The sequence below is a fragment of the Algoriphagus limi genome, assembly GCF_024919275.1.
Lineage (GTDB): Bacteria > Bacteroidota > Bacteroidia > Cytophagales > Cyclobacteriaceae > Algoriphagus > Algoriphagus limi.
Map to the genome: position 1 here is coordinate 113,184 of NZ_JANWGH010000003.1, position 22,789 is coordinate 135,972.

Consider the following 22,789-nt stretch of genomic DNA (forward strand, 5'->3'; position numbering starts at 1 on the left):
TTCAACCATTGTTTATCATCAATTTTTAACCCATGGAAACAAAAATTGGCGTAGGAGCCAGCAATCAAACCAATTCCTTTGCAGCCGGAAAGGAGGCAGCTTCTCAAGCTATGAAAAATGGCAAAATCGAACGTCCTGATTTTGCCTTGATATTTTGTGGCGGAAAACATGACCCCAGAGAATTTTTGAATGGAGTCAATGAAATTATTCCAGACACCCCAAAAACGGGAGGATCTTCATTTGGAATCATCACCGATGAATTTATCGGATATGATGGGTTCGAGGTAGGAGTGACCATTTTCAGCTCGGATAAAATCCGATTTGAAGTTTTCGCAGAAGGTGATCTGAACAAGGACGAATATCAAGCTGGGATGAAGCTTGGTAAAAAACTTCAATCCGCTATCAAGGATGATGCTTGTGGTTTGTGGGTATTCTATGATTCCTCCAAGCAGCAGAATCCACCTATGTTGAATTTTGCTACTCCTTTATTTGCTGCTATAGAGCAATTTATTCCAGAAGAGCTATCGGTAGCGGGAGGGGGATTTTTGACTGATATGATGCTGAGCACTTGCTACCAGTTTGTCAACAATGAAATTTATTCCCAGCATGTTGTCGGAATTTTGATTTCTGGCGCTTGCAAAATGGATACTGTCATTCTTCATGGATGCCAGCCTTGCAGTGATTACATCACGATTACCAAAGTTCAGGGACCGGTCGTTTTAGAAATAGAAAATAAGCCAGCCTTAGAAGTAATTGATGAATTGCTGGGACCGGATCACGGGATCAGTGTCAAGGATTTTGCAATGAATGTGACTCTTGGAGTCAATAGGGGAGATAAATTCGGTGATTTTCAGGAGAAAGATTATGCTAATCGATTGACCTTGGCTGTGGATGAGCCAAATAAAGCCTTGGTGATGTTTGAGCCTGATCTGCAAGATGGAGCAGAGGTACAATTGATGCGAAGAAATTTAGAGCCGGATTATGTAGAGGAAGTCATCAATGGATTAAAAGCACAGGCCGGAGATTCAAAACCAGTTTTTTCTTTTTACATTAATTGTGGAGGAAGAGCAAAACCTTTTTCGGGAGTGAATTTTGAAGATGCCGAAGAAGTCCAAAAAGCCCTTAAGGGTATTCCATTGTCAGGATTTTATTCTGGTGTGGAGGCTGCCCGCGTAGGGTCCAATATTCAACCATTGGATTGGACTGGGGTTTTATGCCTGATTTCCGAAGACTGATTTTTTATTAATGAGCTCCAACGAAAACAACGAAAGCGCACAGCGGGAAATAAACTATTACAAAGAAAGACTCAAGAAGCTGACAAGCTCCTACATGAGTCTGGAATACCGTAATGCCGATCTTTCCAAAGACGTGCTTCAGATGAGTGAGGGGCTCAAGGTTATCGCTGAACTTCAAAATCAGAAGGCTGAGAGCAATATGGATGAATTGCTCGATAGTCTTTCGGAACAAATCAACATCCGCCTGAAAATGGATGTGACCCTGGTACTAATTCCAGATGAAAAAGGGTCTTTTATTCATAGCCCAAAATTTATCAAGGCTTATGCAGGGTATGCCATAGAGAAAGTAAAATCCTTAACCATAGCTATACCTCCTGACTTCTATGAGTCCAGGAGGTATATTATTTTCAATCAAGGAACCGAGGAAGATGAATTTGCTGCGAGTCTGTTGAGGGATTTCGACATGAGTCAATTCCTTCTTTCACCCATTATTCACAATCAGCAAGTTTTCGGGTACTTTTTTATTGGAAGAAGATCTCAACTCCTACAATCCGGTACCGGTATTTTGCCTTATCACCAAAATATTTTAGATGCGATGGGAGGGGTGGTTTCGGCGGTTCAAAATCAAATCGACCGAAATATGATTCTAGAAGAGTTGGTGGAGGAGCGAACCAAGGAATTGAAGAAAGAGAAGGAACTGACCGAAGAACTTTTATTGAACATCCTACCCTATGAGACTACTCAGGAGCTCAAAGCAACCGGATATGCAAAGGCGAAGGATTACAATGTGGTGACTGTTTTATTTACGGATTTCAAAAACTTCACCCAATTCAGTGCCGGGATGCCTTCACACGAACTCGTGGCGGAAATTGATTTTTATTATCGGGCCTTCGATCAAATCACTGCCAAGCATAACATTGAAAAAATCAAGACAATTGGTGATAGCTATATGTGTGCATCGGGACTGCCTGTAGTTAAAGAACGGCATGCTCAGGATGCGATCAATGCGGCTTTGGAGATCCGGGATTTTGTAAATCAAGTCAAAGCAGAACGAATCGCTATGGGTCGGCCTTTTTTTGAAATTAGAATCGGGCTGCACAGTGGGCCTGTGATTGCCGGAATTGTTGGTATCAAAAAATTCGCTTATGATATCTGGGGAGATACAGTAAACGTCGCCTCCCGTATGGAATCCTGCAGTGAAGCCGGGAAAGTCAATATCAGTAATGTGACCTACGAGCTAGTCAAGGATGAATACGAATTTGACTATCGTGGAAAAATAGAAGCAAAAAATAAAGGGGTCATTGACATGTACTATGTAGAAAGGAAGAAAGATTCTTCCAGTTCCAATAGTTAATTGTTTCCTCTCATCATACTTAACCCATTTTCATTCCCGGAATCGATTCGGGAACAAGTTTTTTTTTAATCAATAAAATCCAGCTTATGAGTCAATTTGATTTTCCGAGGATCAATTTTCATGGATCTGTGCTCCTCGATGTCCCGACAGGTAATAACGGGAAGTTTTCACCTTTAAAAATTTACAATCAGGATGCTGCGCTTCCCTATCGGCCTCCAAGGGTAAATATCTCTCCGGATTTAGTTTCGAAAATTCAGAATTTAAATTATGATGTCCAGAATGATGCATCAGGACAGAGCTATGTTGTGATCGATTCGGTTACAGATGAGGTTTATGATGATTGGGCCACTTATTTGCTCGGGACATCCGGGCATGATGATAAATTTGTTGACCTCTATAAAAATGTTCCTTTAGATGGACCCGGAGATCAGCCTTCTCTTTATGATGGATTGGTTCAGCCGGGATATTGGAATTACTATGGAGATCTTAGCGTCTATGCAGAGGATATTCGGATAACAGGGATACAAATCCCGGATGGGCAGGGGAAAGTGATTACTTATACGCCTGATAATAGCGAAGGATGTCCGGCGGGTTTAGCCCAGCTTTTAGGACGGTCATTTTCATTTCACCAGCAGTTTTTTGATAAAAAAAGCAAGACAACAGCCATGTTTTGCGATGTAGATAGTATAAACGATACTTGTACACAGCTTTTCATTTCTCTGGCTGGGATCTATGGCGAGCCGAACGGAGAAGAAAAGACTTTTTTATCGGGAGTTCCCTGTAAGTCTACCTTTACTTGGTTGTCACTTTGCAAGGTCTTAAACTACAATAATGGCCTGCTTATGCCTATGAGTGGAGGCACTTATTTTGAATCCACTATTAATTTGAATGCTAATCAAACAGATGCTTCTGTTCAACAGGATTTGAACCAATATGCAGGTTTTCAGGTAGATGCGCTCTCTATGAAAATTCTCCTTCATCAGGTGTATGAGGTGAGAAATCCCATTTATTCTGAAATGCCAACGGCTCCACTTGGGAATAATCAAACTTCGGTTCATAAGAACCCGGCAAGGGTGGCATTTTCGGGTTCGCTTTGTCCCTTTGTGGAAAGCGTAGATATGAAAACCCATAATGTGGGTAGGATTTTGAAAAATGAAATAGCCAATAACCCTGCTATAAATTACACTGAGGTTAATCCTCCTGTAATTGCTCCTACTCCCATGGGAACCAATCAAAAGCCACTAGACCTTCCCAAAACGGTTCAGCTGCCTCCTGCTTTTGTGAGGGTTAATCCAAAAGAAAACCTGATCAGCTTAGATGTGATTAACACAATCTGCGAATATGGTGTCGGCTTTGAAGAGAAATATTGCTACTATGGAGGAGATACCTCGATTAAGAAGTTTCTTGGTTGGGAAAATTATGACTTCGGTGAGTTGACTCTCAAATTTGTTCCTGATGATAAGACAGCTCCTACTACCATAGGGAGTTTTAATCATAAACTGGATTATAACATGAATACCTTCCTTGCACGGGGAGGAGTGATGGATTTTCCGCTTCCAAGCGGGATTTCTGACTTTTCAGCAGGAAAGTTTGCTATCTATACCAGTTCGGACCAGGAATTATTGATGGAGGATGACTATCTAATATTGTCAGATCAACAAGGCTCCTATGCAGAACAGGGACAGTTGCCTTCTGAGGGATATAAATTTGATGGTGCTGGTAGAGGCCCGGTTATTTTAAGATGCTTTTATAGAGGGAACCCGGTTACGACTCCAGTATTGGGGAAAATCCGAAATGGAAACACAAATAAATTCCAGGACTTTTATTTCTCAGATGGTGTGCCTTTCGAGTACTGTACCAATGAAGCAGGATGTGTTCAGTATATCTTGGGGATTACTCCTGAGCAATACAATGCACCCGCATCTCAGGCGGAGGGACTTTATTTTGCTGCCAATGGCTATTTTGTAGCTACTCGGGTGCTTTCTGCTGATAAGGATTTGGAAGTCTATCTCAATGGGGAAAAACCTTTGACCTTCCAGGTGCTGTATGACAATATTCTTTCGAATTACAATAATGTCCTACCAATCATGAATGCCATTCTTCCATTTAAGGAGGAGGTTTGGAGTGAGCCCTACACCATGCGAAGAATGCTGAAGCTTACTGACGAGAAAAACTGGGGAGGCTACATGTATATGCCCGTTACACGGGAGCTTTCCAAAAATCAGCAAGCCTTACTCCAAATGTGGGCTAACCTTAAAATCAATTCCTAGTCTCAAATTTTTGTGATATGAAAAATTTAATCCTTAGAGTATCAGGATTTTTCCTGCTTCTGCTTCTTAATCAATATTGTTCCAGTCCTACGGATAACGAAACTGCGGATGAGACAATGGAAATGGCTGACTCTCCATTATATGATAGAATTCAACAGTTATTCGAATCAGATAGTACGGTTTCAGATTTTATCCAAGTGAGTCTTGAGGAGGTTGATCCTGGGTTTTGGATGCCGGAATTACAGAGTCCGGTCTATGCTACTATTGGTGAGCAATGGGTATTGTTTGGCGGAAGAAAATCCGGATTACATAATATGGCTAAAGATCCCCCCGCTTTCCCCAACTTAATGGCAAATGATTCCATTTGGGTGGTGGATTTTGCAAATAAAAAATCCACAGGGGTACCTATTCCAATGCCTTATTTTCACCAACTCTCAGGTAGTAGTATGCTTCATTATCAGGAAGGTGAAACACTCTATGCGTCTGGAGGATATACGAGTGATGGAACAGATTCAGTAAGCAACTGGACTTCAGATTACTTTTTCGAGATTAATGTCCCTAACCTTATTCAATATGTCCTTTCCGAAGGAGCAAATCCAACCTTGGATCAAATCTTCACCAAGGTGATTCGAGATCCATTTCTACAAGTAACAGGTGGAGAAATGATGGTAGCTAACGGGAATTTCTACCTTATTGGAGGGCAGAATTATAAGGGTTCATATCTTCCTGGGAATACCGGAGATTATACCTCAGCTGTTCGAAGGTTTAGACTTGCTCAGGAAGGTACTAGTTGGGCTATTTCAGATACTTTATCGGTTATCGATTCGGCAAAACTCCATCGTAGGGATTACACCTTGGCGGAAGTCATTACACCTGGTCCTGATTCCTTGGGTGCAGTGATATATGGAGGGGTCTTCACTAGACAAGGTTTGGGATATCGATCCCCAGTCTATCTCAATGACCTTGGTTCGGGAAACCCCGATGTGACTTTGGATGAGCAAACTTTGCAAAAAGCGAATTTTTATTCAGCAGCTCAAGTAGATGCGGTCATGGCATTTGGCGAATTTCGTGTTAGTCGGATAAGCATTTTGGGAGGAATTACCTATATGGTTTATGATCCGAATTCTGGGCAATTGGCAGCACCCGATAGTATACCCTTACCATTTTCCAATTTGATTTCTACTTACTATACAAATGGCGAGGACGAAACCATAGAGCTGGTTCAAACTCCACCTCAGGCTCAGATGCCGGGATATTTGGGGGCAAATGCGGTCTTTTTTCCGCTCCCTAGTTTACTTTATGGAGAAGCGGCTTCCATTATTGACCTCAACAAAGTTTTCGAAGGAGATCCCTCAGGACCCGTACTTGTTGGATATATGTATGGGGGCATCGATTCCCCTGTTCAAAATCCTATGGGGGGCAATAGTAATTATAATACAAGCGTTAACTCCAAGCTTTATGGAGTGTATATGACTTTGGTTCTTCCTTAAAAAATCAAAAGTTTCGGATAGTGAATTCCCAAATTTGGGGATTCATTATCTGACTTATGGCATGAGTCAGGGTAAGAACACAAAGGCCAATCAAGCTAATCATGCTGATTTCAATGATGCCCTTGCATAGGTTCAATTCTGCTTTTTGGGAATTAGTATTTGATTTCATGGGCTTAAAAATTTGAATGGAGATAGGTAGAAAAAATAATGTTGGCTATTGAAACTATTAAAAAAATTCAATTAATCAAAGAATTGTAATATTTTATTTTGTAATTGATTCAATAGGTGAAATATTTAAATCAAAAAAATGAAAAACTGTTACTTTTTGAACAGTCTGTGATTTTGAGCGATTTTCAAGGAATTCTTAGAGGATGAAGAATTATTTGTTTCCTACACTAGTAGTCCTAATCGTCTGTTTGGCCTTACTATTCCCAGGTATTTTGGTTAACTGGGGAGGCTTCGAAACATCTCTGTTGATTGTTCCTTTGCTTCAACTAATCATGTTTGGAGTGGGAACAGAAATGAGTCTAGGTGATTTTTTGGGAGTGGTCAAAATGCCTAAGGGTGTGCTTATAGGTATGACCTGTCAATTTACCATTATGCCTTTTCTGGGCTTTTCATTAGCTAGAATTTTTTCTTTTCCACCAGAAATAGCCGCAGGATTAATTTTGGTAGGATCCTCTCCATCAGGCTTGGCTTCCAATGTTATGTCCTACCTATCCAAAGCAAATTTGGCCTTATCAGTGACCATGACAGCTGTTGCAACGGCTCTTGCTCCGGTATTGACTCCTTTTTTGATGAGTTGGTTAGGAGGAGCCTATGTTCCAGTTGACTTTCTCTCCATGATGTGGAGCATTATTCAGATTGTAATCATTCCAGTCGTCTTGGGATTGATTTTTAATCATTTCATGAAAGGTAAAGCTGCTTGGTTGGACCAAATACTACCAGTGCTTTCCATGGGAGGAATTATTTTGATCATCGGAGTAATTACAGCAAATGGAAGGGATAGCCTATTGCAGATCGGGATTCTGTTGGTAATAGCCTGCCTTCTTCATAATATCTTGGGATATGTACTTGGGTATGCGAGCGCAAGGGTTTTAGGTTTAGATGAAAAATCTTCCCGGACTGTGGCTTTTGAAGTGGGGATGCAAAACTCAGGTCTTGCCTCGGGGATTGCGGTACAAATGGGGAAAATCGCGACAGTTGGTTTGGCTCCCGCGGTTTTTGGGCCATTGATGAATTTTACCGGTTCGCTGTTAGCCTCCTTTTGGAGGAAAAAATCCGAAGCCAACCAATAATCAAATTGCATTTTTTTCTACCTCCAGAAGTGTGTAGATTTTATCACTTAATTGAAAATCTTTAGATCATGAATAAGAAACTGCTTTGCTCGCTGATTATCAGTTTGGGAGTAACTGGCCTATCCTTTTCTCAAGAAGGGCCTGGTTACTTTATGCATCCGGATGTTCACGAAAACACCCTTGTTTTTGTAGCGGAAGGAGATGTTTGGATGACATCCCTTCAAGGAGGGATGGCTACACGCCTGACCACTCATCCTGGTGATGAATCCAATCCAAAAATTTCACCTGATGGTAAATGGGTGGCTTATGCTGCCAGTTATGAAGGACCTACTGAGGTTTATGTGATGCCTGTCAATGGAGGCCTGCCTAAAAGGCTGACTTACGAACCTTCGGCTTCTGTCCCGGTGGCTTGGAAATCATCCACAGAAGTTGCTTACACTACCAATCAGTATTCCACACTTCCTCGATTGCGAACAGTAGTGGTGGATGTCAATTCCAGGGAAAAGAAGGTTCTTCCACTAGAAATGGCAGCCGAAGGGAGCTTTGATCGAGAGTCTGACACTTACTTTTTCGTCAGACCCACTTACCACAACAATGTGACTAAGCGCTATCAAGGCGGTACAGCCCGTCAACTTTGGAAATACAGCAACGGAGCACCAGAGGCTGTAAAATTGACTAAAGACTACAGCGGCGAAGATCATCATCCGTTTTTTCATCAGGGAAGGGTGTACTTCATCTCTTCTCGGGATGGAATTCAGAATGTCTGGTCCATGAAGTCAGATGGTTCGGATATTCAGCAGCACACCAAAGAAGCATCTTATGATGTGAGAGAGTATTCCCTAGCTGGAAATACGCTGGTTTATCGGGCTGGAGCGGATTTATTCCAAATGGATTTGGGCCAAGATCAAGCTCAAATAATTGCTATTAATCTGGTTTCTGATTTTGATCAGTTAAGGGAAAAATGGGTGGACAATCCTGCTTCCTACATTACCAATATTTCTGTTTCCAATGACGGAGAAAAAGTTGCTTTGACAGCTCGGGGTCGGGTTTTTGTCTTTCCTGCAAAAGAAGGAAGAATGGTTCGCTTGAGTAGAAAAGATGGGGTGCGCTATCGGGATGCGGTGTTTACCACCGATTCCAAGGATATTTTGACTTTCTCTGACGAAAGTGGTGAATTTGAAATCCACCAATACTCAGGTTTGGGTTTGGATCAGGGAAAGCAATTGACTGATAACGGGACTACGCTTCGCTTCAACCTGACCCCTTCTCCCGATGGAAAGTGGCTAGCTTGGACCGACTTGAACAATGACCTATGGATTAGAAATCTCTCCACAGGAAAAGAAGTCAAAGCCAATCTGACCGATGAAGACTTGCATGGCAGTATGTCTTGGTCACCCGATAGTCAGTGGCTGGCTTACGGACAGGCCGCTTCGAATACCTTTACCCAGCTCTTTGTCTTCAATCCGAGTACAGAAAAGCGAATAACCCTAACTTCTAACCGGACCAACAGCTTAAATCCTCAATGGAGTGCTGACGGGAAGTGGGTTTATTTCCTTTCTGACCGAAATTTCGAAACCCGTGTAGGAAGTCCATGGGGGCAGCGTCAGCCGGAACCTTTCTGGGAAAAGCAGATCAAAATCTATCACATTCCTCTCCAAAAGGGTTTGATCTCTCCTTTCACTCCAAAAAATGAGCTGAAAGTAGAGGAGAAAAATTCAGAAGGCCCTGTTGCCGTGAAGATCGATGAGGAGGGCTTGATGGAGCGTGTGCAGGAAGTGCCTGTACCAGCAGGAAATTACAAAAATCTGATTGTAACCGAAAAGGCCTTGTACTACCATCGGGTGGGACCCGGTCCGGGAGTTTATTACGGAGGAGGGGCATCCAATGATGATGAACCAGCTTTGATGATGACTCCGATTTCCGAAAAGGCGGAGCAGAAAGTATTTGCTGATAAAATCAACAGCTATGCGGTTTCAGCAAACAATAAGTATGTTTTGTTGCGTCAAGGGGCCAACCATTTCTTGGTGGAATTGGGGACTTCTCCGGTTTCGGATTTATCCAAAAATAGATTGGACTTGAGCGGCTGGAAATTCAGCATTGATCCTCGGGAAGACTGGAAGCAGATCTATACCGATGCTTGGCGAATGGAGCGAGATTATTTCTATGACGCAGGCATGCATGGTGTGGATTGGGATAAAATGTACGAGAAATATCTTCCGCTTGTGGATCGGGTGACGACTCGAAATGAACTTTCAGATGTGATCGGGGAGCTGATTGGTGAACTGTCCGTTCTACACACTTCCGTTCGTGGAGGGGATACCCGATATGGAGAGGATAATATTCAGTTTGGAATGCTTGGAGGCCTTTTCTCCAAAACCCAAAATGGCTATCAAATCGACTACATTTTCCAAAGCGATCCGGACTATCCAGATGAGAAATCCCCATTATCTCATCCTGCTTTTGGAATCGAGGAAGGCGATGTGATTACGCATATCGACGGGACTTCTGTTTTAGAAGTGGATGATATGCAGGTGTTACTTCGAGATAAGGCTGGAAAACAGGTTCGCCTAGCAGTAGCCGGAAAAGGGGACTTCATTCTGAAACCCATGAGCTCAGGTCAAGAAAGCAATCTGCGATACAACGATTGGGAGTACACCCGCAGACTGGAAACAGAAGCCAAATCCAATGGAGATATAGGCTATGTGCATTTAAGAGCCATGACTTCTGGGGATATCGGACAGTGGTATCGGGATTTTTATCCGCAGTTTAAGAAGAAAGGCTTGGTCATCGACGTGCGTCACAATCGGGGAGGAAATATAGATTCATTCATACTTGAAAAGCTGATGAGGGAAGCCTTTTTCTATTGGAAGAGCAGAACCGGTGAACCCTATTGGAATATGAATTATGCTTTCCGTGGACATTTGGTTTTGCTGGTAGATGAGTTTACCGCTTCCGATGGAGAGGCTTTTGCCGAAGGCTTCAGAAGATTGGGGCTTGGCAAAGCTATTGGTGCGAGAACCTGGGGAGGAGAAGTTTGGCTTTCAGGAGTGAATATCCTTTCGGACAATGGAATTGCCCGGGCTCCGATGAATGGGGTTTATGGAGTTGTTGGTGGAGACACCAACAACGGCGATAAAGTAGAATGGCTGATTGAAGGAGTTGGCTTTATTCCTGATATCGAAGTGATCAACCTGCCGAAGGCGACTTTCGAAGGGAAAGATGCTCAGCTAGATGCGGCGATTGAGCACTTGAAGGAGTTGATCCAAAAAGATCCAAGAACAGTTCCAAGTCCGCCACCTTATCCGGATTTGAGTTTTAGGAATGGTCAAAACTGATAAAAAAAGCGCTTGAAATAATTCAGGCGCTTTTTTTATCCCTTGGCCATTACGCCTCCGTCAATGGTATATACACTTCCGGTGATCCAAGAAGCTTCATCGGAAGCAAGAAAAAGTACCAGGTTTGCGATATCATGGGGAGATCCTAAGCGTTGAATCAGGGTATTTTTTCCCGCGTCTTCTACGGCTTTTCCCGGATCAGGAAAGGCAGCAGCTGAATCATGAATCAGCGGAGTATCCACAGGGCCCGGACAAATACAATTGATCCGCACGCTTGGTCCATAATCTACGGCTGCTTGTTTGGAAAGAGCAACCAAACCCGCCTTGGATGCACAATAAGCAGGGTGATTGGGAAAGGTTTTAAATGCCGCAATCGAAGAATTGATAATGACTGATGCGCTTGGTCGTTTTTGTAAATCAGGAAGGGCTGCTTTTAGCAAATAGAAAACGGAGTTCAAGTTCACATCAATGGTTCGAAGCCAGTCTTCAGTTTTGAGGGAAGTAATAGAACCGAGCCCTAATGTTCCTGCATTTACAGAGATTCCATCTAATTGGCCAAATCGTTTAATAGCCAGATCCACCAATTCCTGATTATAGCTTGGATTGCTTACATCTCCTTTCAAAAAGACTACATTGGAGCCGATTTGAGTTACAAGTTCGGCTCCGGATTTTTCATTTCTTCCGCTCAAAATCAGATTAGCTCCTTCTCTAGCGAAGGCCTGAGCAATAGCTTTTCCCATTCCGCTTGTGGCGCCCGTTACCAAAAAGGTTTTATTGAGAAATTTCATACTTATTTGGCTCCTCCAATTTTTCCATCTCCATCGAGATCCTTTCCGCTATGTTCCTCCAGTATTTGAAGGGTTTTGATCAGTAATTCCTGTGTTTTCCGTAATTCATGCTCTAATTGAGCTACTCGGGCTTCTAAGGAAGCTGCCCGCGAACTGTGCTCAGAGATTTGACTTTGTTGGATGAGGTTCCAGAATAGTCCCATAGTTTTTTAGGCTTAATATACACAGTGTACAAAGCTATACCAACAATTAATCTTTATGTCATTTGAAGATAATTTAAGGTAACACTGGAGTTGAGGTCTTTAATCTATCAGAAAGGATTATTATTGAACCGAATGAACTAATGGCAAAAAGGGTACTACTAATCTTTTTAGATTGTCCAATTATTTATTATTCCTGAGAGAAGAATTAATAAGGAGTTTGATTTCTTCTATTAAAGAAAGAACATCTTTTGCTGAGCGGGCTGCATCTTCAAGTAATACGTTTTTGATAGCAATTCTATTCGCAAGTTCACGGCTCCATACGGCTTCTTTATCTGAGGAGAATCGTTTGTTAATAGGAGTCTTTTCATAACCCGATGAATGGGGTATCCCTGGATAATCCCAAATCACATCTGAATCTTCCCCATAAATAGTACTTACATTAAATCGATTTACGAAAAATTCTGTCACCTGTCCTGCCCATTGATTAGCTGCCTTTTCTGAGTAGCTATTTGCTAAAGCATTTACTATTTCAAAATTGGAAAGTGCTCTTCGTAGTTCTTCGCTTTGAAGAATGGAGAGCTTGCCAGAATTGACAAGGTCGTTGTAAGCAGTTACCTGAATACCAAAAGGAACATCTATAAATGATTTCCGGAGCATTCCAACCAAGCTATCAGTCGGGGTACTTCCCTCTGGTTCTGCTAGAAGCACAAGCAATTGCTCATTGTGGTCCAGTTGTTCTAGTACAGCTCCAAGAATTAGTTGAAAGGACGACTCGGCTGTTTCAAAATCGTTTAGCAAAGAATTCAAATATTGATTCTCTTCTTTTTCGCGCTTTCTTTCTTCATTCCAGGTATTCACCTGAAGGGCAATAAGAATTCCGATCACCACCAGCAGGATTTCTCCTAAAGCGTAAAATAGATACTTTCTGATACTTGCTGTCTCTAATAGAGATTGTCGGATTTTCCGTAAAATTTTTAGCATAATTCTAACTGCATAATGTAATCTTAAATACTTACTTTCTTCAGGTGATTCAACTTCTAACGAACCCTATGTGCTTTCACAATATCATAGCTTAAACTCAGGGCAAGACTAATCCCAAGTGCGAAATCATATCCGGATTGAAGTTTCAGGAAAGGAACGAAGCGATAAGAATTCGATGTCGTTGGACTTGTCAGTTGATTTGAATGAGAAAGAGGAAATCCAGCCTAACCTTCCTCTTTCTTTTTTACTTGATTTGTAAAATCGCTACTATTTGATTGCTATTGCAGCACTTGAAGGACCGGCTAGAGGGAGAATATTGGTAGATTCAAATCCAACAGCATTTGCCCACTTAGTGAAATCATTGAAAGTGTAGTCAAACCCACTACCTGTTTCAATCAGCATATTGATGCTCATCATCAAGCCAAATGCATTCTTTTTTCTCTCATTGTCTATGATTCCTTCAATAGCTACAAAAGACCCGCCTTTAGGCAAAGCCTCATAGGCTTTTCTCATCAGCATTAATTTGGTCTCCTCATCCCAATCATGGAGAATATTTCCCATAACTACAATGTCTGCTTTAGGTATAGGATCCTTGAAAAAATCTCCGTTTCCTGTGATGACCCTGTCTTGAAGATTAAAATGCCTAATATTTTCCAAGGCTATTGGAGCTACCGGTGGTAAATCCCAAGAGATAAATTTCATATGTGGTTGGTGCTGGGCAACAATGAGGGAAAGTAATGCTCCTGAACCACCTACGTCTACCAAGGTATTGTACTTCGAGAAATCAAATGTTTTTGCAAAAGCCATAAAGTTTCCCATCTGAACACCACTCATGGCCTGGATAAATTCCTTAAGTCTTTCTGGGTCGGCATAGATTGCTTCAAAAAGATCATTACCATTCTTGGCTTCGTTTTGTTGTTTTCCGGTAAGTAAAGCCTCTTCAAGATTTCCCCAGAATCCATAAAGTCGGTTATTGAGCATCTCCAGCATCCCACCTATGTAGGAGTCTTTATTTTTATCTAAGAAAATGTCACTTTCAAGTTGATTGGAATACCTGGCGGTCTCCATGATTCCTTCCCGATTTAAAAATCCAAAAGTGGTCAGGGTATCCAGATAATCATAAACATTTCTGTCAGTGCATTTAAAACCATAATGGGCTTTAATTGCCATTCCTGACATGGACTTCTTTTCAGCGAGTAATGTGAAAAGTTGAAGTTTGGTAGCTGAGATTAGAATTTTTGATGCCCAAAATCCTGTTCCAATTTTCAGGATGTTTTCCGGAGTGGGTTGATTTTTCATGTGCTTTGGGTTTTTTGGGTTAAGAATTGATTGAAAAGAGAGACTTCAATGAAGTTCCCCTAGAACTATGTTCAGAGAATTGACTCTGTCGAGTTAAATTCCAGAATAGTCTCATGGTGATAAAATTGATTTATTTAAGATTAAGCAATCTTCTAATTCAAAAAAATAGCCCTCATCTATAAAGTATATCCGAGAGCTATTTTCTTAGGGTAAAAAAAACTAATTAGAAATTACTCATTCATATCTGAATCTACTGTCTCCATTTGTGATTTTTCAAATTCCATGATCGCCAACAATATTTGGCTTGTATCCCAATAGCCATAATCTTTGACTATTTTCCCATTTTCAAACTGGAAAGTTTCATGAAAAGGAATTTCAAATGATTTTCCAGATGCAGTATGAGTAGCTTTCCAGGTCCCCCAACAGTTTACCCAGGTTTCTCCTTCATCAGTTTTGACCATTTCAATGGCATCATCGGTTACAGTCACTGATACATTAGAAAATGTATTCATATCTTCCTTTTGTTGAGTAATTAAATCATTCAAGGAAATAGGATTGTCTTCGGTTGCATTATAAAATATTTGGGCATTTTCAGCATAATATTCTCTTTGGGCATCAAAATTACCTGCTGCCGTTTCAGCCAATAGCATTTTTATAGCATCGATTTCAGGGGATGATTGGGTATATCTCGATTCCTGTTGACAAGAAGTCATAAATAGCCCAATGGACAATAATAAAATTAGATTTTTCATAGTTGTTGGATTTGAGTTAAAAACAATTGCTATCTGAATTTAAGGAAAAAATAGCTGATAAACAGATTTTTATGTTTTTGTTTGTTTGAATTTGTTTTTAAAAGAATTGAAATATTTCTAGTTAAATTGATTGATCATTACAAAATGAAACTAAGCCAATTGCTTTATGCAGTAATCCATCTAGCTTTCAATAAGAAGTAGTTAAAATTTCATCGCTCAGAATTAGTTCTCAGTTATGTAAAAGCCCCTTTCTTACTTTCAAAGCAAATTATTTCTCCTTCAAAGCCACTAAGCAGGTTGCTAGATTATGAAGTTCGAGATCTCCTCCTCTTGCTTTTCCTATTTCTCCTTGACTCAACATTCCTGCTATAGGTCTGGACCATACACTATATATCTCTTTGAATTCTCGATTAAATTCTGGCCCAAAGGATATTTGTCTTCCTGTGCAAGAAAATAATAGAATTGCATCAGGTCCGGGCATTTCTTCCTCTTTAAAATTACGGATAACACCTACTGTTTCATCGATCGTATCCAGATCGGGCAAGAGACAAAATTTAATTTTGGCGCCTTCCGGCATGAATCCGGTAAAAAGTAGTGACATATCTTGCATGTTGACTACACCCCCTCTCATAATAGGTTCACCTTTCTCGCGAAGGAGTTGAATCATCAATGAGTGATTTATCTCAGTTTGAATATCATATAAATTATCTGGAAGTTTCTGAATTCCTCCAAATCGCATAATGAGTTGAAGTGCAGGTTCCCCATCTATTTCGTAAACAATATTTTCCGAACTTTTAGTTATTGTTTTAGCAGTTCCTATGGAATTCCATCCATGAAATGAAACGCCTTTTAACTCTATTTTATCTGCATTAAAAACGATAATGATAATAGCGTGATTACCTTTCTTGTTGTTAGTAAAAACAAATGATTCCTGGAGCAAAAGGTTATCCCCTGCGATGCCTCCATATACAGGGATATCACTATCCAAAACTTCCTTGAATCCATTCACTATCTTTTCAAGATTGTAATCTTTCCATGCTCCGCTTCCGGAAACAAGAATTGCCGGATTATTAAGAGTTTTCAATGCTTTCTGAGCTAGAGACTTGGTGGTTTCTTTTAAACCTTGATTACCCACCTCTTCAATCAATATTTTAAAATCCTCTAAATCTATATCCAACAAAAGAATGGAGATTGAATTCTTATCCAATTCCGAATTACAAATCTCTCCTCCCTCCGTAGTTGCTCCAAAAATTTGTATTCCTCTTGAATCCAATAGGTTGGTAAGTTTGTCAATATCTTGTTCTATAGAAAGGAATACAAAAGCCAAATTAGGTGAAAAACCATCTGACAAAGCTGTTATTAATTCAGTTTCTATAACACCAATTGATTCCCCTTTAATTGTTTTCGCTTTCATTTTTCAATTCTAAATTTCCTTAAATGCCACGCAAATACTGGTGAGGTTATGTACCTCGAGTTCCCCTCCTGAAGCTTTCCCAAATTCCCCCTGGCAGAAAAATCCAGCCATGGGTGCATTCCAAATTTTTTGGATTCCTCTGACCTCCCTTTTTATTTCTGGTCCAAAAGCAGTAAGTCTTCCTGCACAGGCAAATAACAATACTGCATCTGCTTCCGTCATCTTGTTTTTCTTTAGGTCTTGAACCGCTCTAATTGAATCATCAAGAATATTCAAATCGGGCAAAAGGCAAAATTTAATTTTTGATCCTTCTGGCATTGAACCAATAAAATAAAAGTACCCTTCCTCTCTATTGATTATAGCCACTCGCATAATCGGATCCCCTTTATCCCTTTGCAATTGGATTTGAAGGGATTGATTCAATTCTACCATTAAGTCAGTAGTATTTTCAGGAGGGTTGGTGATCCCAGCATACCTTAATAACAGTTCCAATGGAGGCTCACCATCTATGCCATATACCTTATTTTCAATGCTCTTGGTTATTGTTTTAGGGGTTCCAATCGCCTTCCATTCACAAGTCGCAATACCATTAATTTCAACCTTACTATTGTCAATAGCGATAACCATTGCAGCTCGGGGACTATCTTTTTTGTTTGTGAATATATAGGTATCTGATAGACTGAAACCATCTCCAGCCATACCACCAAAAACAATAGCGTCTTTTCCAAAAACACTTTTAAAGCCATCCGTAAATTTTTCAATATAAGGATCTTTCCAAATCCCACTACCTGTGAATATGAAAGCTGGTTTTTCATAGAGCCCCAGTGATTTTTCTGAAACTGATTTGGCAACCTCAGAATATCCACCTTGTCCAACTTCCTCAAAAATAATCCTGAAGTAATCAGGATTTAAATCCATCAGCATGATTGAGATTGAATTCGTATCTATCTCTGTATCAATGATCTCTCCATCTGTGGTCGCTCCAAATATTTGAACTCCTTCTTTGTCCAAGAGATCGCAGATTGCTTCCCTATCAATCTGAATGGATAGAAATACTAAAGCAAGTGTGGGCTTGAAACCGTCCGACATTGCTCCATTCAAAGCTATTCTTATGTCTTCGGTTAAACGCCCTGATATTGTTTTTGCTTTCATTTTTTAATTGGTTGGAAATGGGATTTCAAGGGTAAAAACGGTTCCCCTACCTTCTTTACTTTCAATTTTTATCTCCCCTCCATGAGCCTTCACAATATCATAGCTTAAACTCAGCCCTAGACCAGTTCCAGAACCGGTCGGCTTAGTGGTGAAGAAAGGTTGGAAGATTTTTTCTTTGATAGATTCAGGAATTCCTTTGCCGTTATCCTTTACAGAGATTTCAATACCTCTTTCAGTCTTATTGGTGTTGACGATTACTTCGGGTTTGTATCCTTCTATTCCTGACTTGGCTTTCTCATCAACCACATAGAATGCGTTGTTGATCAGGTTTAACAACACCCTTCCAATATCCTGAGCTACTATGTTTACTTTTGGAAGATTAGGTTCAAAATCGGTCTTGAAATCCGCCTGAAAGCTTTTATCCTTTGCGCGAAGTCCATGATAGCTTAACCGAAGGTATTCATCAGCCAATTCATTCAGATCGGTAAGAGTCCTCTCTCCGGAATTGGTTCGACTATGCTCGAGCATGCTTTTTACAATGGCACCAGCTCGCTTTCCATGATGATTTATTTTTTCCTCATTGTTCTCGATATCGGTGGCTATGAGTTTTACCTCTTCCAGATCACCATTTTCGATCTCCTCTATTAGATCCGCTATCAATTCTTTGTTAAGCTCTGAGAAGTTATTGACAAAGTTGAGCGGATTCTGTATTTCGTGAGCAATACCCGCAGTTAGCTCTCCGAGAGAGGCCATCTTTTCAGATTGAATCAGCTGGGCTTGGGTAGATTTCAATTGGTTGTAAGCTCCTTCGATTTGGAGTTTTGATTTATGCTTTGCTCGATTATTTCTATAGAGAAAAAATGCAATGATCAGTAGGGTGAAAGTACTTCCGATCAAAATAGTGGTTCTCAATCTTGATTGATAGGCTTCATTAGCCCTTTCCAATTCTGCCTGACGCTGGAGCTCATCAAAATTTGCCAAATCAGCAAAGCCTGTCATTTTGCTCATGTATTCCAGACTGTCTTGGTAATTTAAAGCCATTTTATAGTATGTTATGGCTTTGGAGGGATCCCTGTTTTCATAAAAATCTGAAAAAAACAGAGAGCTTTCAGATACATCCTCATACAGTCCGTTTGTCAGGCCACGAATTAAGGATTCTTCTGCATAGTATAAAGCTGAGTCTGGCTGCTCTTTTTGGGTATATATTGAAGCAATCTTTCGAAGAATTGATGGGCTTTTCCTTACTTCAGATCTTACCGCATAGGATAGTTTATAATAAAAAAGAGCTGAATCAAGGTTTTGAAATCTATTATGGATATTTCCCATCCTATCGTAAGCAACGTCCATTGGAACAGGTGCTTGGATGGACTCAGCGAGAGCAATCCCTTGATAACCATAGTAAAATGCTGAATCAATATCCCCAATTTCACTATTAACGACTCCTAATTCTGCATAGATAGTAGCAAGTGCCCCCGGTTTATTTGTTCTAAAAAATTCATCTTTGGCCTTTAGAAAGTATTCCCGTGCTTCTACAAATTTTTGATTTTGTCTTGTGATTGACCCCAGCATTCTGTAATACTCCCCTTTCCGCTCTGGATCATATTCTTCAACTTCTCGAAGTCCATCTAATGCTATGCGATAGGCTGTTATAGAATTTCCTAAGGTCTCGTGGGATAATGCCAAAGACCCCAGAGCCCTTAATTCCATCCTCTTATTTCCGATTTTTTTTGCCAACTCAAAGCCTTTGGTGGCATAATAAATCCCCGAATCCGGCCGACTGAATTTATAATAGTTCGCCAAATTGCTTAGATAAAATGCTCTAGAAGAATCAGAAACACTCTCTTTAAGACCCCTATGATATTCCAAATAGTTATTATTGAAATCGGCCTCATTATCCTGACTCATTCCATATAAAGAGAGTACTAAAAGGAGAGCAAGGAGTACTGTTTTTTTCATGCTGCCGGTATTTTTAATGTGAACACAGTGCCACTGCCCTCTTTGCTACTTACTTTCAACTCCCCTCCATGCGCCTTTACAATATCATAGCTTAAGCTCAATCCTAAGCCTGTGCCTGAACCGGTAGGTTTGGTAGTGAAGAAAGGTTGGAAGATTTTTTCCTTTATAGAGTCGGGGATTCCGTTTCCGTTATCCTTGACTGATATTTCTATACCGCTTTCAGTCTTTTTGGTACTGACGATTACTTCGGGTTTGTAACCTTCAATTCCTGACTTGGCTTTTTCATTTACGGCATAGAATGCGTTGTTGATTAGGTTCAACAAGACCCTTCCGATATCCTGCCTGACTACTTGAACTTTTGGAAGATCAGGATCCAATTCTGCTTTGAAATCGGCCGAGAAAGATTTGTCCTTGGCTCTGAGTCCGTGATAGGAAAGTTTAAGGTACTCTTCCGCCAGTACATTAAGATTGGTCGCATGTTTTTCTCCGGAGCTAGATCGGCTATGCTGAAGCATTCCTTTAACAATGGAATCTGCCCGTTTACCATGCTGAACAATCTTAGCTTCGTTTTCTTGGATATTGGCAACTAACTCCTTTACCTGATCAAGATTTCCCTTTTCAATTTCCTCACGCAACTCCTCAATTAATTCCTGATTGAGTTCCGAAAAATTCTTTACAAAATTTAGTGGGTTCTGTATTTCATGGGCGATTCCAGCTGTAAGCTCACCAAGAGAAGCCATTTTTTCAGATTGAATAAGCTGGGCTTGAGTTGCCTTCAATCCTTCGTAAGCTTTTTCTATTTCCCGAGCTTGAGCTAGTTCTTTTTCCCTGTTCTTTTCTTTTTCCCGTGCCAAAATTCTTCCTGTTTGGAATTTCACCAAACCATACACGATTAGTCCAAATAAGATGAAATAAAGAACAAACGCCCACCAGGTGGCATACCATGGAGGAAGGATTTCGAAAGAATAGGCAATTTCTTCAGATTCTAAATTAAAAGCATTTCTAGCTTTCACCCTGAATGTATAGCTACCATAGGGAAGATTGCTGAATTCCCTTGAGGTTCTGCTATCCCAATCTGACCATTCTTCATCAAGCCCATCCAAGTATGTCTTATACTGAATTTGATTTTCCTTGATAAAAAAGGGAGCGATATAATTGAATAGTATATTATTTCCCTTGTAGACCAAACTTGGAACTTGATCTCCAAAGTATTTGGGAAGAACCAGATTCCCTTCGGATGATTCTACTCTATTAAAATACAAAGGAAGGGGATGGTCTGTCTTATACTCTTTGGTGGCATCTACCCTTAGAAGTCCTTCGTCTGTTGCAAACCAAAAAGTGCCATCTTCCTCTGTATAAGTACCACCTGTAATGTTTGCTGTAATTAGGTTTAATGGATATTCTCTTATAACATAGCTACCATCTTCTTGTGGTATGGCTAAACGGTTTTCACCTCCAAACGAGAGAAAAACATTTCCCATGGTGCCGAGTCCTATCCCATAGGTATCAAGATTTAGATCTGCTTTTTTATCTGAAAAGCTAAAGACTTCATCTCTTTTGAATGAATCACTTTCTTTATCAAAGAAAAAGTAACCCTCTACTCCTGAGGTATAAATCTTTCCATCGATTGCTGTAACGACACCTGAGACCCCTTCTACAGAGGTTTCGTCAGAAAATGTGGTAGTAACAGCATCTTCTATTTTCAAATTACCCGATGCGGTTTTTGGAATTTGTACTCTGTAAAGGTAGCCGGCCTGAGTTCCAGCCCAGATTTCGCCATCAGCATCTTCCTGAATGGAATATATTGATCTTCCTACATCAGTTATCGGACCTATTGATTCGTATTGGTAATCACCATTAGCCTTTGGTTCTCTTTTGAAAACATGCAAACCAAAGGTCCCTCCCGTGAAAATGTATCCTGGATGTTGTTTAGATATCTGCAAGGTTACCGTTTGAAAAGGCTGTGTTTCCGGGATCAAACGTGCACTATTACCCCGAATTTCATATAGCCCTGGTCCTGTAGAAACCAATTGATTTCCATCTTCAGCCATGGCGAAAACTTGCGTATTGGGAAGGTTTTGTACTTTTTTTATCTCCCCATCTTCACTATCAATGTATAAAATTGAGGTAGAGCCTCCCATATACAAATCATCTCCATAGGCATTTAAAGAAAGGATATTTCCTACCTCATATTCATCAGAATTGAACTGTGTTAAAGGGGAAAAGAGCTCAATTTTACAAAGCCCTGCATTAGTGCCGACCCAAAGGTTTTGGGTGTTGTCTAGATGAAAAGCATATACACTTTGATCAGGAATAGAATTCTTGGTTGTGAATTGGTTCAGAGCTTTTCCTTCCTGATCCAAAATGAAAAACCCATGACCAAGCACAGATAAAGCATAGGTATTGTTGGGTAAAGCTAGGCCTCTGTATAAGCTTCTCTCTTGAAGCAAGTAATCAATTTCAGTTTTGAATGGTAAAAAGCTTTGTCCATTATATTGGTAGAGCCCGCCCGCAAAAGCACCAACTAGAAATTCCCCAGAATTTTTATACGGTAAAAGGACCTGAACCCTATCGTTGTTAAATATTTCACTTCCTTCAATAAATTCTAAGGTTCCATTATTATTCCTAAATAGACCCATCTCAGCTTGATGAGCTAAGTAGTTATCCTCAAATTCCCAACCATACATAAATGCAGTATCGGGTTTCCAGATTTTGATTTTTTTGTTGGGATCGGGCTCATTTGGTGAATAGATAAAAATAGCTTCTCTCGCTTGAAAATAAATTTCACCTTGAGCCTCTACTATGGTCCAGATGTCGTTGAAAGCAATTTCCTCTGGGATTAGATGCGCGATAGAAACTTCTTTGGTTGCACCAGTAGAATCTGTTTCAACCACTCCAAAATCACTGATTGATCCGTAATAATACGTCCCATCCGAAGCCAAATAAGTTGAGCGAACATTTGTTAAAAAGTCTTGGACGGGAGAAGGTAATAATTCCCAGTTTACCCCATCAAATTTTTGAAGACCAGTGGAAGTACCCGTATAGATGTAGCCCTCATTATCCTGGCCCACATTCCATACTTGTTGACCTGCGGGAGTATTATCGCCAATGATGTAATTGGTATACTTGGGAACTCCCTTGGAGCCATTAATCTGTCCAATGGAATTTTGGCTAAGGCCAAATTGCATTGCCGCGAACAATAGGCTGATTACGGCTATTCTGAAAGTTGAAAAAAATCTCTTCATAATCTTCTATTTAGTAG

The 22,789-nt window shown here is 40.4% G+C and carries 15 protein-coding genes; 6 read left to right on the forward strand and 9 right to left on the reverse strand.

Features of this window, described 5'->3' with window-relative positions:
* Positions 1-32 precede the first annotated feature (32 nt).
* From NY014_RS12695 to NY014_RS12720, 6 genes are all read left to right on the forward strand, one after another.
* Positions 33-1,235: an FIST signal transduction protein gene (locus NY014_RS12695; protein ID WP_259414964.1), complete on the forward strand. Its 1,203-nt coding sequence runs from the start codon at positions 33-35 to the stop codon at positions 1,233-1,235.
* A gap of 10 nt (positions 1,236-1,245) precedes the next feature.
* On the forward strand, positions 1,246-2,589 hold the full coding sequence (locus tag NY014_RS12700) for an adenylate/guanylate cyclase domain-containing protein (RefSeq protein ID WP_259414965.1): 1,344 nt from the start codon (positions 1,246-1,248) through the stop codon (positions 2,587-2,589).
* Between the two features lie 86 nt (positions 2,590-2,675).
* Positions 2,676-4,859 (forward strand): hypothetical protein, encoded by a 2,184-nt coding sequence (locus NY014_RS12705; RefSeq protein ID WP_259414966.1) that lies wholly within the window; start codon positions 2,676-2,678, stop codon positions 4,857-4,859.
* A gap of 17 nt (positions 4,860-4,876) precedes the next feature.
* Entirely contained in the window at positions 4,877-6,349 is a 1,473-nt protein-coding gene (locus tag NY014_RS12710; RefSeq protein WP_259414967.1) for a hypothetical protein, read from the forward strand.
* A gap of 371 nt (positions 6,350-6,720) precedes the next feature.
* Positions 6,721-7,647: a bile acid:sodium symporter family protein gene (locus NY014_RS12715; protein WP_259414968.1), complete on the forward strand. Its 927-nt coding sequence runs from the start codon at positions 6,721-6,723 to the stop codon at positions 7,645-7,647.
* A gap of 68 nt (positions 7,648-7,715) precedes the next feature.
* Positions 7,716-10,982: a S41 family peptidase gene (locus NY014_RS12720; RefSeq protein WP_259414969.1), complete on the forward strand. Its 3,267-nt coding sequence runs from the start codon at positions 7,716-7,718 to the stop codon at positions 10,980-10,982.
* 35 nt (positions 10,983-11,017) lie between these two features.
* Here the strand turns inward: NY014_RS12720 and NY014_RS12725 are convergent, their stop codons facing one another.
* The 9 genes from NY014_RS12725 to NY014_RS12765 all read right to left on the reverse strand — a co-directional run bounded on the left by NY014_RS12725 (position 11,018) and on the right by NY014_RS12765 (position 22,772).
* Positions 11,018-11,770, reverse strand: a complete 753-nt coding sequence (locus tag NY014_RS12725; RefSeq protein WP_259414970.1) for an SDR family NAD(P)-dependent oxidoreductase — start codon at positions 11,768-11,770, stop codon at positions 11,018-11,020.
* 2 nt (positions 11,771-11,772) lie between these two features.
* Positions 11,773-11,973: a hypothetical protein gene (locus tag NY014_RS12730; protein ID WP_259414971.1), complete on the reverse strand. Its 201-nt coding sequence runs from the start codon at positions 11,971-11,973 to the stop codon at positions 11,773-11,775.
* Positions 11,974-12,153: 180 nt separating this feature from the next.
* Positions 12,154-12,954 (reverse strand): DUF6090 family protein, encoded by an 801-nt coding sequence (locus NY014_RS12735; RefSeq protein ID WP_259414972.1) that lies wholly within the window; start codon positions 12,952-12,954, stop codon positions 12,154-12,156.
* Positions 12,955-13,221: 267 nt separating this feature from the next.
* Positions 13,222-14,253, reverse strand: coding sequence for a methyltransferase (locus NY014_RS12740; protein WP_259414973.1), 1,032 nt, complete (start codon positions 14,251-14,253; stop codon positions 13,222-13,224).
* A 230-nt stretch (positions 14,254-14,483) separates the two neighbouring features.
* The gene (locus NY014_RS12745) at positions 14,484-15,005 is read right to left on the reverse strand and encodes an ester cyclase (protein ID WP_259414974.1); all 522 of its coding nucleotides are present in this window, start codon (positions 15,003-15,005) and stop codon (positions 14,484-14,486) included.
* 268 nt (positions 15,006-15,273) lie between these two features.
* Positions 15,274-16,419 (reverse strand): FIST signal transduction protein, encoded by a 1,146-nt coding sequence (locus NY014_RS12750; RefSeq protein WP_259414975.1) that lies wholly within the window; start codon positions 16,417-16,419, stop codon positions 15,274-15,276.
* 9 nt (positions 16,420-16,428) lie between these two features.
* Positions 16,429-17,571 (reverse strand): FIST signal transduction protein, encoded by a 1,143-nt coding sequence (locus NY014_RS12755; protein WP_259414976.1) that lies wholly within the window; start codon positions 17,569-17,571, stop codon positions 16,429-16,431.
* A 3-nt stretch (positions 17,572-17,574) separates the two neighbouring features.
* Positions 17,575-19,527: an ATP-binding protein gene (locus tag NY014_RS12760; protein WP_259414977.1), complete on the reverse strand. Its 1,953-nt coding sequence runs from the start codon at positions 19,525-19,527 to the stop codon at positions 17,575-17,577.
* The gene (locus NY014_RS12765; protein WP_259414978.1) at positions 19,524-22,772 is read right to left on the reverse strand and encodes a sensor histidine kinase; all 3,249 of its coding nucleotides are present in this window, start codon (positions 22,770-22,772) and stop codon (positions 19,524-19,526) included. The genes NY014_RS12760 and NY014_RS12765 overlap by 4 nt, the downstream gene beginning before the upstream one ends.
* Between the last annotated feature and the right edge of the window lie 17 nt (positions 22,773-22,789).

Bases quoted from the DNA above. Each gene is read 5' to 3' on its own strand.
- NY014_RS12695 (WP_259414964.1), top strand. From the start codon at position 33: ATGGAAACAAAAATTGGCGTAGGAGCCAGCAATCAAACCAATTCCTTT.
- NY014_RS12700 (WP_259414965.1), top strand. From the start codon at position 1,246: ATGAGCTCCAACGAAAACAACGAAAGCGCACAGCGGGAAATAAACTAT.
- NY014_RS12705 (WP_259414966.1), top strand. From the start codon at position 2,676: ATGAGTCAATTTGATTTTCCGAGGATCAATTTTCATGGATCTGTGCTC.
- NY014_RS12710 (WP_259414967.1), top strand. From the start codon at position 4,877: ATGAAAAATTTAATCCTTAGAGTATCAGGATTTTTCCTGCTTCTGCTT.
- NY014_RS12715 (WP_259414968.1), top strand. From the start codon at position 6,721: ATGAAGAATTATTTGTTTCCTACACTAGTAGTCCTAATCGTCTGTTTG.
- NY014_RS12720 (WP_259414969.1), top strand. From the start codon at position 7,716: ATGAATAAGAAACTGCTTTGCTCGCTGATTATCAGTTTGGGAGTAACT.
- NY014_RS12725 (WP_259414970.1), bottom strand. From the start codon at position 11,770: ATGAAATTTCTCAATAAAACCTTTTTGGTAACGGGCGCCACAAGCGGA.
- NY014_RS12730 (WP_259414971.1), bottom strand. From the start codon at position 11,973: ATGGGACTATTCTGGAACCTCATCCAACAAAGTCAAATCTCTGAGCAC.
- NY014_RS12735 (WP_259414972.1), bottom strand. From the start codon at position 12,954: ATGCTAAAAATTTTACGGAAAATCCGACAATCTCTATTAGAGACAGCA.
- NY014_RS12740 (WP_259414973.1), bottom strand. From the start codon at position 14,253: ATGAAAAATCAACCCACTCCGGAAAACATCCTGAAAATTGGAACAGGA.
- NY014_RS12745 (WP_259414974.1), bottom strand. From the start codon at position 15,005: ATGAAAAATCTAATTTTATTATTGTCCATTGGGCTATTTATGACTTCT.
- NY014_RS12750 (WP_259414975.1), bottom strand. From the start codon at position 16,419: ATGAAAGCGAAAACAATTAAAGGGGAATCAATTGGTGTTATAGAAACT.
- NY014_RS12755 (WP_259414976.1), bottom strand. From the start codon at position 17,571: ATGAAAGCAAAAACAATATCAGGGCGTTTAACCGAAGACATAAGAATA.
- NY014_RS12760 (WP_259414977.1), bottom strand. From the start codon at position 19,527: ATGAAAAAAACAGTACTCCTTGCTCTCCTTTTAGTACTCTCTTTATAT.
- NY014_RS12765 (WP_259414978.1), bottom strand. From the start codon at position 22,772: ATGAAGAGATTTTTTTCAACTTTCAGAATAGCCGTAATCAGCCTATTG.